The organism is uncultured Xylophilus sp. (assembly GCA_913776965.1).
In the GTDB taxonomy this organism is placed as follows: domain Bacteria; phylum Pseudomonadota; class Gammaproteobacteria; order Burkholderiales; family Burkholderiaceae_C; genus Xylophilus.
In genome coordinates, this window is record CAJYQL010000019.1 from 1 (window position 1) to 16,136 (window position 16,136).

Here is a 16,136-nt window from a genome sequence, read left to right on the forward strand (position 1 = left end):
CCGCTGCCGCGGCCGCTGCTCTTCTGCGCGGCGCACATGCTGGGCAGCTGGCTCGCCGGCACCCTGGCCTTCATCACTGCGCAGCAGCAGGTGATGGACGTATGGCTCGGCCTCGGCCTGGTCATCGTCGCCAGCTTCATCGGCGCGAAGTTCGTCGAAGGCGCGGCCGAGCGCTACCTCGCCCGCGTACCGGGCCTGCCCGCCATTCCGCCCGTCATCCCGCCCGCCACCCCCACCAATGGAGACACCACACCATGAAGCTGACCGAGCACTTCACCTTGGCCGAGCTGACGGCCAGCAGCAAGGCCCAGACGCTGGGCATCGACAACACGCCCGAGCAGGCGATCGTGCCGCGGCTGATCCGCACCGCCGAGATGCTGGAGCGGATCCGCGCGACGCTCGGCCGCCCGGTCACCGTCACCAGCGGCTACCGCTGCGCCGAGCTCAACCGCGCGGTCGGCGGAGTCACCAGCAGCGACCACATGCAGGGCCATGCGGCCGACATCGTCTGCCCGGGCTACGGCACGCCGACGCAGATCGCGCGGACGCTGGCGCCGCTGGTGTCGGTGCTCGGCATCGGCCAGCTGATCCTCGAGGGGGTCAAGGGCAAGCAGTGGGTGCACGTCAGCACCCGCGTGCCGGCGATAGCGGCGAACCGGGTCATCACGATCACGGACCGCGGCACGCAGCTGGGCATCCAGGAGTTCGCGTAATGGGCTGGCCCGAAGCCATCGTCGCCGCGCTGGCGGCCACCGTGTTCGGCTGGTACCTCTTCACCGTGGTGCCGATGCTGCCCTACCTGTGGGAGACCGCCAGATGGTGCTGACCGATATCGCCACCGCGCCGGTGCGCGCGTCGATAGCCGGCTACCTGCTCGGCGCACTTGCCCTGCTGCTGGGCGTGTCGATATTGGGCAACGTGCTGCTGTGGAGCGCGCGCGATCGCGCCCTGCTCGCCGCGCAGGAGCGCGACCAGGCGCGCGACGCCGCGCGGATCTGCAGCGATGCCACCGAGGATCTGCGCGACCTGGCCGACGCCCGCGGCCGCGAGGCCAAGGCGGCACAGGCCTCGGCTCGGGCCCGGTCCGTCGACGCAGGCAGGCGGGCCACGCAGGAGATCGCCATGCCGCCGGCCGTCTCTGGCGACGACTACGCCAGCGCCCGGGCGCGGCTCGACCGCTGGCAGGCGGGGAGGGCGCAGCCGTGATCGCCTGCCTCATCGTCGTCGTGCTGGCGGTGCTGCTGGCCGGATGCGCCGCCGGTGCGCCGCAGCGGGTCAACGTGCCGGTGCCAGTCGAATGCCGCGTGCAGACGCCTGCACGACCAGCCATGCCGCTCGATGCGCTGCCGGCGAGTTATAGCGTCGATGTTTGGATAGCTCATGCTATAGCAGAAACCGTAATTCGTGAAAGTTATGAGAACGAGTTGATTGCTGCGTTGCGAGTCTGTCTGGGTATTAAGTACCCTTGAGCGGGGTAATTGTGAATTACTTCAACTTGCTTTCTATGCGTTCGACCAAATCGGTGAAGTGTTGCGTCGTGTGAGAGCAAATTATGGGAATAACTAGGTCGATGGTCTGCTGTCTGCTCAATCCAATATGCTTTGCAAGCTCGGAAAACTCTTGATGTTTACCGGCCGCCAAAGAATATTCTAAAAATGATGTTATCGAGTCTTCGTCGGATCCGACTGCGAGCGCAATTGCCAAAGGCATTGTTTGTGCATGCTGAATTAGCCATGACTCTGGCCAGGTTTCCCCCGGAAGATATGCCATCCGCCCAGTAATCCAGTCATTGAAATCGGCTTTCGGGGTTTCAGCCATATTCTTTGCATGGCCAATGTTATCCTCTTCCAGCTTTCTCTGATCGCCGTCGAATATTGCGATCATCTTTGTGGCATCTTGCCGTACATATGCCGCTGCGAGCTGTCGCGCCATAGCAGAGGCTGATCCAATTCTCAAAACATCGACCCGCGTACGTGTCTGGGCGTTCAGTGCCGCTGCAATGACAGCCTGAGCAATATCATCCTCGACAAGTATTTGAATCTCTTTTTTGGCTGATCCACCCATCTTGGCCATTGCAAAATCGGCAGAGATTCCACGAGTAACTTTTGTTTTGTTGTTTATACATTCCAGATAAAATCGTGCTTCGTCGGGCAAATTATTAAATATCTCAGCCGAGTGAGTTGTGCAAATTATTTGAGTCTGCTTTTTTAAACAGGCGCTTTTTAGTTCTTTCATAAATCTTTTTTGCGCCTCGGCGTGAAGACCGAGTTCAATTTCATCTATTACTATAAGCGCATTACCTCCAGATGCGTATATCGTGGAAAATATCTCGAATAATGCGTTTTCTCCCGCGCCCATATTAAATCCAGAGTACACGACGCCTTTCACTTGGACCAATGGTAAATTGTATTTTGAATGGGATAGCAATCGATATTCATCGTAATTTTTTTCAAGAATTTTTCCTACGATGATCTTTACGTCGTTTTCCCATCCCTGTACTTTAATATTTTTGAAAGATTTTGAATAGGATCGTGACTGGCTTCGCTCGCTATGAGGAACAATTCTCTCGATTCCTAGAAATACTACGCATTTTTCGAGACGCTCGTCGTAGTCATTCCATTTGCCTCCTTGGCTTTTCTTTCTAACTTGATAGCCTAAACCCTTGCCGTTCGGATAGTCTTCTGGTGAAAGATTGTTGACGGCGAACCCGTACCATATTTGGATGCCGGTGGGATTTTTTTCATCGGCAGATTGAATGAAAAAATCGCTGAATGTGTAATAGCTGTTTGTTCTTCGCGCAAGCTTATATCCTGTTTTAATATTGTGGTAAGCGCACGAAGCAATTGCAATCAAAGTAGACTTGCCCGCGCCATTTTTCCCTGCAATGGCGGCGATTGGGTAGTCGAAGTTAATTTCGAAGGGAGTTACTCCTCGCATAGAGCCCTCCATTAGCTCCATTGACCTCAACATTTGCTTTTCATATTCGCCGTTGAACCATTTTTTCAATGACTTGTCGACAGGTGAATCGTGATAGGGCATGAGTTCTCCTTGGTCACCTTTTGTAGCACATGGAGCTTCGCCTGTCTAAATTAGATTCGTGTGTACTTCCTGACCCTGTTCGTGGAACTCTTCGCTAGGCTCGCACAAGCGGTAGTTCTTTCCAAGAAGTGGTGTAGTGTGGCGTTTTTAAATCTTGACGCATCACCCACTGCCGACGCACTCCGGCTGTGCCAGCGCTCGCAATTTGGACGGTACCGCGTCCGTACCGGGCGTTGAGCTGATCAACAGCGGTCACTAGGTGGCCGCCGTCAGCGCCGCCTTCGTCGAGCGCCAGCTCAGCCTGTCCGATTGCGGCATCCTGTAGCTCTAGCAGGTGCACTCCCGCCTTAGCCATTTTGTACCCCGGACGATAGATCTGCCGCATGCCGGCGACAGCCGCCTGCACCAGCAGACCCGTATCGGCCGTCGGCCGACGCAGCGGCACGACAACGCTGCGGCTGTACTGAGGGTCCTCTCGTCTATGTGGAGACGTGTGCACGAACGTCAGCACCTTGCCCGCGTGCCCGTTCTGCCGCCGCAGCTTCTCGCCGGCTCGGGACGCGAACTCGGTCACCGCCTCGATCAGGTCCTCCAGCCGCGTGACCGGCCGGCCGAAGCTCCGCGTGCTGGCGATCTCTTTCTTAGCCGGCGGCACGTCCTCGAAGGCGATGCACGACAGGCCCTGCAGCTCGCGCACGGTCTTCTCGAGCGTGACGTTCCACCGGCTGCGGACCATCGCCGGACGGAGCCGCGCCACGTCGAGCGCCGTTGATAGTCCGGCGCCGCGCAACTGCTCGGCGATGCGTCGGCCGATACCCCAGACCTCGCCCAGGTCGGTGGCGGCCAGGACCGCATCGAAGTCCGAGGCGTGCAGGGCGGCCAGATTGGCGACCTGCGCCAGCTCGGCCGGGTAGCTGCCGGGCTTGCGCTCGGCGGTCTTGGCGACGTGGTTAGCCAACTTCGCCAGCGTCTTCGTCTGGCCGATGCCGATGCCGCAGGGGATGCCGATCCACTGGTGGATGCGCTCTCGGACCCTGCGCGCCCGGGCCGTCACGTCGCGCACGCCGGCAAGGCCGACGAAGCTCTCGTCGATGCTGTAGATCTCCTGCTCGGGGCCGAGGCCGGCCGCCAGGCTCATCATCCGATTGGAGATGTCCCCGTACAGCCCGAAGTTGGCCGACAGCGCCACGACGCCGGCATGGGGCATCTGCGTACGGATCTGGAACCAGGGCATGCCCATGGTGATGCCGAGGGCCTTCGCCTCGTTACTGCGCGCGATCGCGCAGCCGTCGTTGTTGCTCAGCACGATCACCGGCCGGCCGTTCAGCGCCGGGCGAAAGATCCTCTCGCAGCTGACGTAGAAGTTATTTCCATCGACGAGTGCGTACACGATCGGCCCCCTCCGTCCGCAGGTTTTTGAAGACGGTGATCGAGGACGTCACCACACCCCAGATCGTGAGCGACTGGCCGTCGCGCGGCACGATATCCGGATAGGTCGGGTTGGCCGCCACCAAGCGGATCTGGCCGTGGCGCAGGTGCAGGTACTTGACCGTGAAATCGTTGTCGTCGAGCACGGCGACCACGATGTCCATGTGCGCCGGCCGCAGCGCCCGGTTCACGACGACGACGTCGCCGTCAAGGATGCCGGCCTCGATCATCGAGGGGCCTGCCACGCGCAGCAGGAACGTCGCCTGCGGGTGCGTGATCAGCTGCTCGATCAGGTCGATGCGCTTGGTGTTGAAGTCCTCTGCAGGGGACGGAAAGCCCGCCGGAACGGTATGGCCGGGGAAGGGCAGCAGCTTGCGCAGCAGCACTTCCACCGCCACAGGCCGGCCAGCGAGCAAGTCGGCGTGCATGGATCGGCATCAGAACGGAACGGGGCAGGGCACGACCGCGATCGGGCCCGGGCCGCTGTAGACCTGCTCGCCCGTCTTGATCACGGTGACGGTCCAATCCTCGCCGGCGCGCCCGACCTGGTAGTCGCGAGCCGGCAGCGCCAGCGTGTTGCGCTCGGGCCAGCTGTGCATCAGGTCGTCGGTGACTTCCGCCGGAATGTCCGGCGTGCGCAGCAGCGACCAGCCGTAGCGCGGCCGGTACCGGGTGAGGTCCGCATCAGCCAAGGCGCACCTCGAAGTAGGCGATCTCGGCTTCTTCGCCCATGCCGCGCAGGCCTGCGTCGCGGGCGGACTGCGCCGACTTGCTCCACCGGGTGGCTGCGTTCGCGACCTCGGTGCTGATCTCGGACGCATCGGCATCGGCCGCCTCGCACCAGGCGCCATACGCGCGCGCCACGTCCTCCGGTCCACCGAGCAGCCGTTCCAACTCGGCGCAGTAGCGCGTCTCGGCCTTGATACGCGCGTCGGCCGGCAGGCCGTGCACGTCGCAGAGGGTCACGGTGTAGAGGGTGGTGTCGAGGGTGGCGGCGGCATTCATGGTCCAGGTCCTGTAGGCAGTGAGCGGCGTGGGCCGCGTTGTTGGGGTACTGGATAAGCATACAGGCCATGCGGCAGAATCTCGCCCCGAGATCGGGGGCTTTACCTGCCGAGCCCGCGGCGCGGCCATCTGGTTCGTCGTCACGCAACGAGTTTTGATGTTTGGCCTCACCGCAGGCCGGCATCAATGGATGGTCTAGAAGGGTGAATTCCGATTTTGTGAAGAATTGCCCACACTTGTGCTAATTTTCTAGCAAATATCTAATAGGAGTGGTATACCTGCGTTGTCCATTTATGCAAAGGAGTTATTGTGAAATCGGCATTTTCCGTTTTTGTAGGTCTGCTTGTTATTTCAGCATCTCATGCGGCCTCGGTATCAGATGTTGAGTACAAGAAAATTTCAGAATCCATTAGGATGAATGGATATTCTCCGGTGCTTATAAATATTAAATCTATTCCGCTGAGTCGTCTTGGTTCGGATTTGACTGGTGTCATTAGCGAAATTGAGAGCAGAACCAATAGGCTCAAGGCCGAATTGGGGGCTGGAATTGTCGATGGTGGCGTTTGGAGCAATGGGATCGGTCAGGTTGAGCTGAAACTCAATGCGAAGGGCTTGGAAACTCTGCGGCGTACTGTGTCTGCGGAAAGCTTTAGCGCTGGAGCTCCTTGGTATACCCGCAGTAGCTCGTCAAATTTAGACGGCCGGCTAAATTCCATCGACGAAGCATTAAAGGGTGGGCCTGTTGATGTTGAAATAATATTAAATACTGAAAATTTTCAGTTCGAACTGTCTGAGGATGGCTCAATCGCAGTTTTAAACGCAGGTGACGGCGTGAAAGATGCTCGTCAAGCCCTTTTGAAGAAAATGACATCATTAGATGTCATTGGTTTGTCGTCCTTGCAAAGCGAAGTTTTCTCCGCAAACTCTCCGATTGTTAAGTTAAAACTTACACGCCAAGGAATTGAGAAGCTTTCTCTCGAAAAATCGGTACGCAGCATGCGCTTGGTTGGTTACAAAGAACGTCGTCAGAGCGAGGTGTTGAATTTTGCGGATGCAGCAAAACCCAAGAACGGGCAGTACGATATTCTGATCACGATAGACTCTCCTGTGAGCGGAGGGCTTATTTCAAAAAGCAACGAAATCAATCAAACGGAAGCCTACACAAAGGCCGCGCGTCGATTGGTCAGCAAATATGGGGTTGATTTACGTCACCTTGACTTTATTAGGATGGGTATAGTTGCAGCGAAAGGCAGTGAGAAAAACATAGCTGCAATGGTGGCGGCCAAAGACCCATTGATCAAGCAGGTGAGTCTTAACAGGATTGCCGGGTACCCACAGCTAAATCAAAGTGGATTCACCATGAATTTGCCCGGGGCGTGGAACGTCGGCTATGTCGGTTCGGGTCAGAACATAGCAATCCTCGATACAGGCGTTCAACTAAATCACGACTTTTTTAAAGATGCTTCTGGGAACTCTCGGATATTTTTCCAAGCATGCTTCGGCACTAATTCTGGAAACGCACAATCTGTTTGCCCCGCGCAAGATGCAAATGGCGATAGCCCTTTGAACTATCCGAATTCGGGAGCACCTACGCCAAGCAACCTTTGTAGTCCGTACGCTGAGCCATGTTTTCACGGTACGCACGTCGCAGGAATTGCCGCGGGTCGTTATCAAACGACTCTGCCAACTCCGGTGCAGGGCGTAGCCTACGGTGCTCGAATTCTTGCGATTAAAGTCTCATCGTATGATCCGACCACGGCACCGAATCTACCCTATTTCACAGAAGACATTGTGGCAGCGCTCAATGCGATTATGTTAAATATGTCTGCGGGTACTACTAACAACCCATTTACAGTTAACATTAGCTCTGGTACTTCATCAACTTACGGAGGGCAATGCAATTATTTCAATGCGGCGGCAACTGCAGCAATTGACAACCTTCGCAATCTAGGTGTGCCTGTGGTGGTGGCAGCAGGGAACAGCGGCTCATACTCGTCAAATTCCCTAATCGCTTGGCCTGCTTGTATCGATGGTGCGATTAAAGTAGCCGCTTTGGACAACGACTCGTCGGGGGCAACTCTAGCCACCTACTCTAAACTGCCTTTGCCTTCTTCGTTCCCCGGGCAAGATTTGTGGGCTGCCCCCGGCGGAGGGAATACTAAAAGTATTCTTTCTTCTTCTGGTCCGGGCGCGTCTGAACTTTCCGGTGCAAGCGGTACGTCTATGGCCGCACCGCAAATCGCTGGCCTATACGCTCTTGTTAAAAGTGTAGTGCCGGGAATAAGCGTCTCGGGCGTAACAGCGTATTTGCAGGCAAGTGCCTCATTGACTGTCAATCTGCCAAGTTGCGAGGGAAGTTGCCAGCTAATTCCTTACAAGCGTCCATTAATGCCAAATTATTGAGCTCGTCCTTCACCCCGATCCTCTTGCTTTATTTTGGGCAGTTCGTCTTGTTCAATAAATTGCAGGTGACGGGATCGGGGATGTAGATGCACTAAATGTGCCCCGACAGAAGGTGTGAAGTCGTTTACTACGACGAGCTATGTGTAGCCACTACCGTACCCCCTAGAGCAGGCAGTCTTTCGCGGCACGTGGCCCGTCGAGACGCCGGCTCTCTGGACCAAGACCGACATATGGCCTGGCTACCGCGGCGTGTTCATGCGGCGGCATCCCCATGCCGACGTATGCGACGAGCCGGTGCCGCCCCTGGAGGCGCAGGCCGGTGTGTTTGGAATGCTGCCGCACTGGACCAAGGATGATGGCCTGGCAAAGCGAACCTACAACGCGCGCTCGGAAACCGTCGCCGAGAAGCCCAGCTGCCGCGATGCGTGGCGCAAGGCGCAGCACTGCATCATCCCGGCCGCCTCCATCTACGAGCCGGATTGGCGCTCGGGCAAGGCGGTGCCGACGCGGATTGAGCGCGCCGATGGCGTTGACCTAGGCATCGCCGGCCTGTGGGAGACGTGGCGCAACCCGGCCGGCGAGCTGATCTACAGCTACACGATGCTCACTATCAACGCCGACGAGCAACCGCTGATGCGGAACTACCACCGGCCCGCCGATGAGAAGCGCATGGTCGTGATCCTGCCGCGGCGGCTGTACGACCCGTGGCTCGACGCGACGACCAACCAGTCGATGGACTTCATGCGGCAATTCCCAGCGAACCGACTCACCGCCTGCGCCGAAGCGTGGCAGTAGAAGTTCGATTAAGCGAACTTGGGTCTTAAATGTGGGCAGCGCCTCAATGTATGGCCCGGCCGCTGATATGCATACCTCGGGGCACCCCAGCTCAATTTATCACCCAAAAATGAGAAAGCCTCGGAACCGAAGTTCCGAGGCTTAGGCTTATAGCTCAACCGACTACGCTAAGACGCGGTTAGACGATAGTGATGTCAGAAGCGTCCAGCGTGCCGGTCACGCCGGTAATCTTCACCACGACATCTTGCGCAGCGTCGAAGGTGGCGTTGCCGTCACCGTTGATGGCCAAGTACGTGTCGGTGCCGTAGGTGAAGATAGCAATGTTGTTCACGCCGCCAGCTGCCGTCAGCGCTGCGTTTGCAGCAGCTGTCAGGGTGGCAGCGCCGGTCACAGCAGTTTGCTGAGCAGTCGACAGGGTCACGACGGTCACCGGGGTTGCCGCGCTGGTGGTAGCCAGGTCAAACACGATCGTGTCGACACGGCCGCCGGCAGCGGAGCCACCCAGGTTCAGGTCGGTGATGGTGCTGATGTTGGCAATGGTGTTGCCTGCGCCGACGCCGAAGCCGAAGATGTCGTTGCCGGCGCCGCCGGTCAGGACGTCAGCCGAGGCAGAAGCGGTGGTGATCGCGGTGAAGGTACCGCCAGCGACCGTAGCACCCGTAGAGCCGGTGATGACGTCGTTGCCGGCGCCACCGGTGATGACGTCAGAACCTGCCGAGCCCAGCAGCGTGTCGTTGCCCGAGCCGCCGCGCAGCCCAGCACCGGTCGTCACAGCGTATGCAGCAGCATTAGCCGTCACGTTGCCGGTCGAAGCCGAAGCGTCGATCACCAGGTTGACAGCGGTGTGGCCGGCTGCAACCGTGACGGTGCTGTTGCCAGCGCTCGTCAGGGTGATGGAGTCGAGCGACGTGGCGTTCGTGGTGGTCAGCGTGACGGTGCCAGAGGTAGCAGCGACCGTGCCGTTGCCGGTCAGGATCAGCTTCTCGACGCCCGTCAGGGTCAGGCCGGTCAGGTCGATGTTGTTGGCAGCGCCAGCAGCGGTCGTGGTTGTCAGGGCAGCGCGAACCGTGTCGATCTGGCCCAGGTTACCAGCACCGTTCACACCGATGGTGATGACGCCTGCGCCAGCAGCGCCGGTAGCGGTGATCTGGACGTTGTTGGCTTGCGTAGCGGTTAGACCGGTCACGCCGGTGGCGCCAGCGCCGTCGGTGATGCGGATCGTGTCGATCGTGTTGTTGGCAGCCAGGAGGGACACGTCGGCGGTCACGCCGTCGACCACGCCCAACTGCTCGAAGCCGCGGTAGAACGCAGCGCTACCAACCGTCAGGTGCGTCGTGTCGGCGATCACCAGACGGTCGGCGGTGCCGGTGCCGGCATCAACGGACGAGCCAGCAGCCAGGACGGCGCCTGTGGTGATGACGTCGTTGCCGCTTCCGCCGACTACGGTCAGGGTGTTGGTCAGAGCGTTCAGCGTGGTGGTCAGGCCACCGGTGTTGCCAACGGCGCTGACGTTGGTGACGGTAGCAGCCAGGGTACCGATAGTGGCGGCGCCCGCACCGGTAACGGTGATGACAGCGTTGGCACCGAAGCCGGCGATGCTGGCGGCGGTAAAGTCCGTAGCAGCGTTGATGGTCAAGGCGGTCACGCCACCGCTGCCGAACGTCACAGCACCCAGGGTGTTAGCTGCGCCGGTGTTGTTGATCGTGGCGGAAGTGACAGCTGCGCCGTTGATGGTCACGGCGGGAGCAACTACGCCAGCAGCTGAACCGTTGATGCCGCCGGCTGCGTTTAGGGTAGCAGCCGATACGGTTGCGCCGTAGGCAACGGTTAGAGCGCCGGTCGCACCTGCGCCATTGCCTGCAATGCCTGCTTGCTGCCCAGCCGTGAGACCGTTGATGGTGACAGCACCGGTGGACAGGAAACTATTGACATTAGTTGCACCAAGGAAACCGCTTGCCGCATAGGTCGTTCCACCACCGCTCACGTTACGAAGGTTGATGATCTCAACGTTGCGAACCTGCCCAGCAATAACGGCACCATTGGTGTCGTTGAAGGTGAACGTATCCGTGCCCGCGCCACCGTCGACTACATCAGCAGCGCCGAAGGTTGCGCTATCGCCAACGAATGCATCATTGCCAGAGGTTCCGCCCAGGATGTCGATGCCGGTCGTCAGCACCACGGTCGATGCTGCCGACCCGCTGCCTGTTCCACCTGTCGAACCTGTGCCGCCCGTAGCGCCAGTAACGCCCGGCGTGGTGGGGCGATCGCCGACCGAATTGGCAGATGCGCTTTGTGCGTACACCAGGTTGGATGCGACAGCATTGCTGAACGCCGTGGCGGTGGTGCCGTAGGTAGCGTCACCAGTGAACGTCAGCAGGCGCTCAGCCAGGTTCAAGATGACTTGACCGCGGTTGTTTGCACCATAGATCCCGAACAGATCCGCGACGTATTGGGCGAGATCCGGGCGGTTGGTGAAGCCAGCATTCGTCACAACCAACAAGCCCAGCTGAGCGTTGGACAGACCCGAGGTGGCACCTTGGATTTGCGCAACGATGCCTGCTTCGCCGTTGGCGGCGTAATTCTGAGACAGAGCTAGGTAGGTGCTGGTTGCCGGAGCGGCGCCACGGGCGAGTTGGTAGCCAGCGATGATCGCGTTGTCTTTGGACAGTGCCATGTAAGTACCCGAAGGTCCAAGGTAGAGGGAGAAATGGAGGATGGAGGAAGCCTTGGAAGAAAAGGCAGCTTCTCTCGAACAGCCGACGGCCAAATTCGTTATAGGCCAGAAGTGACTTTTGTGCAGTGCACAGGTAATTGACCCCTCAGTTGTGTGTGGGTGTAACGTAGTATTCGTCTGTGCGGAACACTGGTGGCTGACAAAACCCGGCAACGTAAGAACACCGCAGTAATCCCTAGGCGCATGTTCAAGAAAGTCTTGCGCTTTGCATCTGGGACCACTTGATCAGTGCAGGGCCTTGAGTTGATGGTGCCCGCGTAAATCCCGCGACAATCATGCAACCCCTTGTTTTCACGCGGTTAGCGACGCTCCCCCCGCGCACCACCGAACCCGGCGGCGAACATTCGCCGCCGCGCATATCGGGTCCCATGAAGCCCGTGGCTCTTACCGGAGCCACGGGCTTTTTCCGTGGTGGCCTTGCCGCCGTGCGGCCGCGGCATGCGCCTACATCCTGCCGATGCGATCCTTCCTACGGTGGCGGTTCATTCCACCCACCAGGAGCGACCATGCGATCCCAGGATACCGACCAGCACCGAGAGCCATCGACCGCGGGCGCAAACCGCGTCGAGGCGGTCAACGACGCCGCGCAGGCGCGCGAACGCAACGGCCACCGACCCGACCGGGGCGGCACCGGCAGCGGTGCCGTGCCCGGCACCAGCGGCAGCGGCATACCGCCGGAAGACGCCGAGCGCGACCGCGATGTGCAGGCCGCGCGCTGAGGGACGCGTCGTGATGCGCCGCTTCACCCGCCTCATCCCTGCAGCCGTTGGCGCGGCCGCGCTTGCGGCGGCGACCGCTGCGGCCGCGCAGCAGACCGGGCTCGGCTCCGCAGGTACGCCCCAGACCGGTGCCGAATCGCGCAGCGGCCCGGTCGGCCAGTCGCCCGGCCGCCACGGCGCCACGCTTTCGCCCGCCCCGGCGTCCGGTCCCGCAGGCAGCAAGACGCCCCGCTACGACAACCAGGGCAACCCCCGGCCGCCGTCCGACCGCAGCGCTGCCTCGGCTGGCGGTACGACCGGCACGGCGCCCCCGGCGCCGAGTACCAGTTCGCCTCGCCAGTAAAACCGCTCTCGGCGACGGCTCGGCATCCGGGGTGATGCTGGGCAGAGGCGCGGGCGCCAGAAAGAGGGCCTGCGAGGGTTGACTACAATCGCGGGTTGACTTTCGGCGAACGTCCGATCGTTCGCCCGCGAAAACCCGCGCGAAGCGCCTGCTGCACGCCCATGCAGCAGGCCGGCGCCCTTGTGCATCCCCGTAGACCGGATTGAAAGAAGAGAGAGCAAAGATGGCCGTGAACGTTGAAACCCTCGACAAGCTGGAACGCAAGATCACGCTGTCGCTGCCCGTGGCGGCGATCCAGTCCGAAGTCGATGCACGCCTGAGGCGCCTGGCCCGCACCATGAAGATGGACGGTTTCCGTCCGGGCAAGGTGCCGATGAACGTCGTGGCCCAGCGCTACGGCTACTCGGTGCAGTACGAAGTGGTGAACGACAAGGTCGGCGAAGCGTTCAACGCCGCCGCCAACGAAGCCCAACTGCGTATCGCCGGCCAGCCCCGCATCAGCGAAAAGGAAGGTGCGCCGGAAGGCGAGCTGGCCTTCGACGCGGTCTTCGAGGTCTATCCGGAAGTCAAGGTCGGCGACCTGTCCGATGCCGAAATCGAGAAGCTGAGCGCCGAGGTGGACGACGCCGCGATCGACCGCACGCTCGACATCCTGCGCAAGCAGCGGCGCACATTCGCCCAGCGCCCGCAGGAGGAGGCTGCCGAAGACGGCGACCGCGTGACCGTCGACTTCGAGGGCAAGATCGACGGCGAGCCGTTCCAGGGCGGGAAGGCCGAGGACTTCCAGTTCCTGGTCGGCGAAGGCCAGATGCTCAAGGAATTCGAAGACGCCGTGCGCGGCATGAAGGCCGGCGAGAGCAAGACCTTCCCGCTGGCCTTCCCCGAGGACTACCACGGCAAGGACGTGGCCGGCAAGCAAGCCGACTTCCTGGTGACCGTCAAGAAGATCGAGCAGTCGCACCTGCCGGAAGTCAACGAACTGCTGGCCAAGTCGCTCGGCATCGCCGACGGCACGGTCGAAGGCCTGCGCGCAGACATCAAGAAGAACCTGGAGCGCGAAGTCAAGTTCCGCGTGCTGGCCAAGAACAAGCAGGCCGTGATGGACGCGATCGTCGCCAAGGCCGAACTCGACGTGCCGAAGGCGAGCGTGCAGGCTGAGCTCGACCGCATGATCGAAGGCGCCCGCGCCGACCTGAAGCAGCGCGGCATCAAGGACGCCGACAAGGCCCCGATCCCCGACGACGTGTTCCGCCCGCAGGCCGAGCGCCGCGTGCGCCTGGGCCTGGTCGTCGCCGAACTGGTGCGTGCCCACGAACTGCATGCCAAGCCCGAGCAGGTCAAGGCCCACATCGACGAACTCGCCGCCAGCTACGAGAAGCCGGCCGACGTGGTGCGCTGGTACCAGGGCGACCGTCAGCGCCTGGCCGAAGTCGAGGCCGTGGTGATCGAGAACAATCTGACCGACTTCGTGCTCGGCAAGGCCAAGGTCAACGAGAAGAAGGTGTCCTTCGACGAGCTGATGGGCCAGCAGCAAGGCTGATCCGGCGGGTCCCTCCGGCGCCTGCGCGCCGGGCGCACGCTCCCCTGGGGCTTGTGCTTTGCGGCGCAAGCCCCATGTCGTTTTCGATACAGTCGTTCCTTCCCTGGAGAAAAGCATGAGTGCACTGGAAACCCAAGCCCTCGGCATGGTGCCGATGGTCATCGAACAGTCGGGTCGTGGCGAACGTTCCTACGACATCTACTCGCGCTTGCTCAAGGAGCGTGTGATCTTCCTGGTCGGCGAAGTCAACGACCAGACCGCGAATCTCGTGGTCGCCCAGCTGCTGTTCCTGGAGAGCGAGAACCCGGACAAGGACATCTCGTTCTACATCAACTCGCCCGGCGGCAGCGTCACGGCCGGCATGTCGATCTACGACACGATGCAGTTCATCAAGCCGGACGTCTCCACGCTGTGCTGCGGATTCGCTGCCAGCATGGGCGCGTTCCTGCTGGCGGCCGGCGCGAAGGGAAAGCGTTTTTCGCTGCCCAACTCCAAGGTCATGATCCACCAAGTGCTCGGCGGTGCCCGCGGCCAGGCCACGGACATCGAGATCCATGCGCGCGACATCCTGCGTACCAAGGACCAGATGAACCGCATCCTGGCCGAGCGCACCGGGCAGCCGCTGGAGAAGGTGGCCCGCGATACCGAACGCGACTACTTCCTCACCGCCGACGAAGCGAAGGACTACGGCTTGGTCGACCAGGTCATCAGCAAGCGCCCCTGATAGTGCGCCCGCGTCCCGGGAACGGCGTTTTCCCCTGCGGAAGACGCCGTTTTTGTTTTCGCTATCATCTTTTCTCCACTCCTACCAGGCACGCCTCCCCATGGCCGAGAAAAAAGGCTCCTCCAGCGAAAAAACCCTGTACTGCTCCTTCTGCGGAAAGAGCCAGCACGAGGTCAAGAAGCTGATCGCCGGTCCGTCGGTCTTCATCTGCGACGAGTGCATCGACCTCTGCAACGAGATCATCCGGGACGAACTGCCGGACGGCAGTGTCGACAAGGAACCGCGGACCGATCTGCCGACCCCGGCCGAAATCAAGGCCAACCTCGACAACTACGTCATCGGGCAGGAGGTCGCCAAACGCACCCTGTCGGTCGCGGTGTACAACCACTACAAGCGGCTGCGCCACAAGGACAAGGCGAAGAAGGACGACGTCGAACTGGCCAAGAGCAACATTCTGCTGATCGGCCCGACGGGCTCCGGCAAGACGCTGCTTGCTCAGACGCTCGCCCGCATGCTCGACGTGCCGTTCGTCATGGCAGATGCCACCACCCTGACCGAAGCTGGCTACGTCGGCGAGGACGTGGAGAACATCGTCCAGAAGCTGCTGCAGAGCTGCAATTACGAAGTCGAGCGCGCCCAGCGCGGCATCGTCTACATCGACGAGATCGACAAGATATCCCGCAAGTCGGACAACCCGTCGATCACCCGCGACGTGTCGGGCGAGGGCGTGCAGCAGGCGCTGCTCAAGCTGATCGAAGGCACGATGGCGAGCATTCCGCCGCAGGGCGGCCGCAAGCATCCGAACCAGGATTTCCTGCAGGTGGACACGACCAACATCCTGCTCATCTGCGGCGGTGCGTTCGCGGGCATCGAGAAGGTGATCGAGGCACGGACTGAGGCGTCGGGCATCGGTTTCGGCGCAGCCGTCCGCAGCAAGCAGCAGCGCGCGCTGACCGACCTGTTTAAGGACATCGAGCCGGAAGACCTGATCAAGTTCGGGCTGATCCCCGAACTTGTCGGGCGCATGCCGGTGGTCACGACGCTCGCCGAACTGACCGAGGACGCACTGGTGCAGATCCTCACCGAGCCGAAGAACGCGCTGGTCAAGCAGTACGGCAAGCTGCTCGCGATGGAAGGCGTGGACCTCGAGATCCGTCCGGCGGCGCTCAAGGCGATCGCCCGCAAGGCGCTGGCCCGCAAGACTGGGGCGCGTGGCCTGCGGTCGATCCTCGAGCAGTCGCTTATCGACACGATGTACGAACTACCCAACGCCTCCAATGTGGACAAGGTGGTCGTGGATGAATCGACCATCGAGGAAAACCAGCCGCCGCTGCTGCTCTACCGCGAAGCGGCCAAGAAGGCGTAACGCCGCGCTGCTCGGGGCCGTGCTGACGCCGTCTGTTGCA

Annotated in this window: 17 protein-coding genes; 11 read left to right on the forward strand and 6 right to left on the reverse strand. The window is 60.7% G+C overall.

The genetic code is table 11. The features are described from left to right. The 4 genes from QZ500_RS02345 to QZ500_RS02360 form a co-directional block, all read left to right on the forward strand. On the forward strand, positions 1 to 258 hold a 258-nt coding region (locus tag QZ500_RS02345), incomplete at its 5' end, for a hypothetical protein (RefSeq protein ID WP_295850292.1). Next, on the forward strand, positions 255 to 713 hold the full coding sequence (locus QZ500_RS02350; RefSeq protein WP_295850294.1) for a D-Ala-D-Ala carboxypeptidase family metallohydrolase: 459 nt from the start codon (positions 255 to 257) through the stop codon (positions 711 to 713). The genes QZ500_RS02345 and QZ500_RS02350, both read left to right, overlap by 4 nt. A 103-nt stretch (positions 714 to 816) precedes the next feature. Further along, positions 817 to 1,206, forward strand: a complete 390-nt coding sequence (locus QZ500_RS02355; protein WP_295850295.1) for a hypothetical protein — start codon at positions 817 to 819, stop codon at positions 1,204 to 1,206. Then, on the forward strand, positions 1,203 to 1,469 hold the full coding sequence (locus QZ500_RS02360) for a hypothetical protein (RefSeq protein ID WP_295850297.1): 267 nt from the start codon (positions 1,203 to 1,205) through the stop codon (positions 1,467 to 1,469). Before QZ500_RS02355 ends, QZ500_RS02360 begins: the two co-directional genes overlap by 4 nt. A gap of 16 nt (positions 1,470 to 1,485) precedes the next feature. Here the strand turns inward: QZ500_RS02360 and QZ500_RS02365 are convergent, their stop codons facing one another. From QZ500_RS02365 to QZ500_RS02385, 5 genes are all read right to left on the reverse strand, one after another. After that, the gene (locus QZ500_RS02365) at positions 1,486 to 3,039 is read right to left on the reverse strand and encodes an AAA family ATPase (RefSeq protein WP_295850298.1); all 1,554 of its coding nucleotides are present in this window, start codon (positions 3,037 to 3,039) and stop codon (positions 1,486 to 1,488) included. A 94-nt stretch (positions 3,040 to 3,133) separates the two neighbouring features. Then, positions 3,134 to 4,429, reverse strand: a complete 1,296-nt coding sequence (locus tag QZ500_RS02370; protein ID WP_295850301.1) for a Y-family DNA polymerase — start codon at positions 4,427 to 4,429, stop codon at positions 3,134 to 3,136. Then, positions 4,404 to 4,895 (reverse strand): translesion error-prone DNA polymerase V autoproteolytic subunit, encoded by a 492-nt coding sequence (gene umuD, locus QZ500_RS02375; RefSeq protein WP_295850303.1) that lies wholly within the window; start codon positions 4,893 to 4,895, stop codon positions 4,404 to 4,406. Before umuD ends, QZ500_RS02370 begins: the two co-directional genes overlap by 26 nt. 9 nt (positions 4,896 to 4,904) lie before the next feature. Then, positions 4,905 to 5,159: a hypothetical protein gene (locus QZ500_RS02380; protein WP_295850305.1), complete on the reverse strand. Its 255-nt coding sequence runs from the start codon at positions 5,157 to 5,159 to the stop codon at positions 4,905 to 4,907. Further along, on the reverse strand, positions 5,152 to 5,472 hold the full coding sequence (locus tag QZ500_RS02385; protein WP_295850307.1) for a hypothetical protein: 321 nt from the start codon (positions 5,470 to 5,472) through the stop codon (positions 5,152 to 5,154). The genes QZ500_RS02380 and QZ500_RS02385 overlap by 8 nt, the downstream gene beginning before the upstream one ends. A gap of 309 nt (positions 5,473 to 5,781) precedes the next feature. Between QZ500_RS02385 and QZ500_RS02390 the strand changes: the two genes are divergently transcribed. Next, positions 5,782 to 7,875, forward strand: a complete 2,094-nt coding sequence (locus QZ500_RS02390) for a S8 family serine peptidase (protein ID WP_295850309.1) — start codon at positions 5,782 to 5,784, stop codon at positions 7,873 to 7,875. A 255-nt stretch (positions 7,876 to 8,130) separates the two neighbouring features. After that, positions 8,131 to 8,670 carry an SOS response-associated peptidase family protein gene (locus tag QZ500_RS02395; protein ID WP_295850311.1) on the forward strand — a complete coding sequence of 180 codons (540 nt, stop codon included), beginning with the start codon at positions 8,131 to 8,133 and terminating at the stop codon, positions 8,668 to 8,670. A gap of 178 nt (positions 8,671 to 8,848) precedes the next feature. Here the strand turns inward: QZ500_RS02395 and QZ500_RS02400 are convergent, their stop codons facing one another. Then, positions 8,849 to 11,344 carry a calcium-binding protein gene (locus QZ500_RS02400; RefSeq protein ID WP_295850312.1) on the reverse strand — a complete coding sequence of 832 codons (2,496 nt, stop codon included), beginning with the start codon at positions 11,342 to 11,344 and terminating at the stop codon, positions 8,849 to 8,851. Positions 11,345 to 11,910: 566 nt separating this feature from the next. On the opposite strand from QZ500_RS02400, the gene QZ500_RS02405 reads away from it, so the two are divergent. The 5 genes from QZ500_RS02405 to clpX all read left to right on the forward strand — a co-directional run bounded on the left by QZ500_RS02405 (position 11,911) and on the right by clpX (position 16,096). Next, on the forward strand, positions 11,911 to 12,123 hold the full coding sequence (locus tag QZ500_RS02405) for a hypothetical protein (RefSeq protein WP_295850314.1): 213 nt from the start codon (positions 11,911 to 11,913) through the stop codon (positions 12,121 to 12,123). Between the two features lie 13 nt (positions 12,124 to 12,136). Continuing rightward, the gene (locus QZ500_RS02410; protein WP_295850316.1) at positions 12,137 to 12,466 is read left to right on the forward strand and encodes a hypothetical protein; all 330 of its coding nucleotides are present in this window, start codon (positions 12,137 to 12,139) and stop codon (positions 12,464 to 12,466) included. Positions 12,467 to 12,689: 223 nt separating this feature from the next. After that, complete coding sequence (tig, locus tag QZ500_RS02415; RefSeq protein ID WP_295850318.1) at positions 12,690 to 14,006, forward strand: trigger factor; 1,317 nt, start codon at positions 12,690 to 12,692, stop codon at positions 14,004 to 14,006. 115 nt (positions 14,007 to 14,121) lie between these two features. Then, complete coding sequence (gene clpP / locus QZ500_RS02420) at positions 14,122 to 14,730, forward strand: ATP-dependent Clp endopeptidase proteolytic subunit ClpP (RefSeq protein WP_295850321.1); 609 nt, start codon at positions 14,122 to 14,124, stop codon at positions 14,728 to 14,730. Positions 14,731 to 14,830: 100 nt separating this feature from the next. After that, positions 14,831 to 16,096 carry an ATP-dependent Clp protease ATP-binding subunit ClpX gene (gene clpX / locus QZ500_RS02425; protein ID WP_295850324.1) on the forward strand — a complete coding sequence of 422 codons (1,266 nt, stop codon included), beginning with the start codon at positions 14,831 to 14,833 and terminating at the stop codon, positions 16,094 to 16,096. Positions 16,097 to 16,136: the final 40 nt, after the last annotated feature.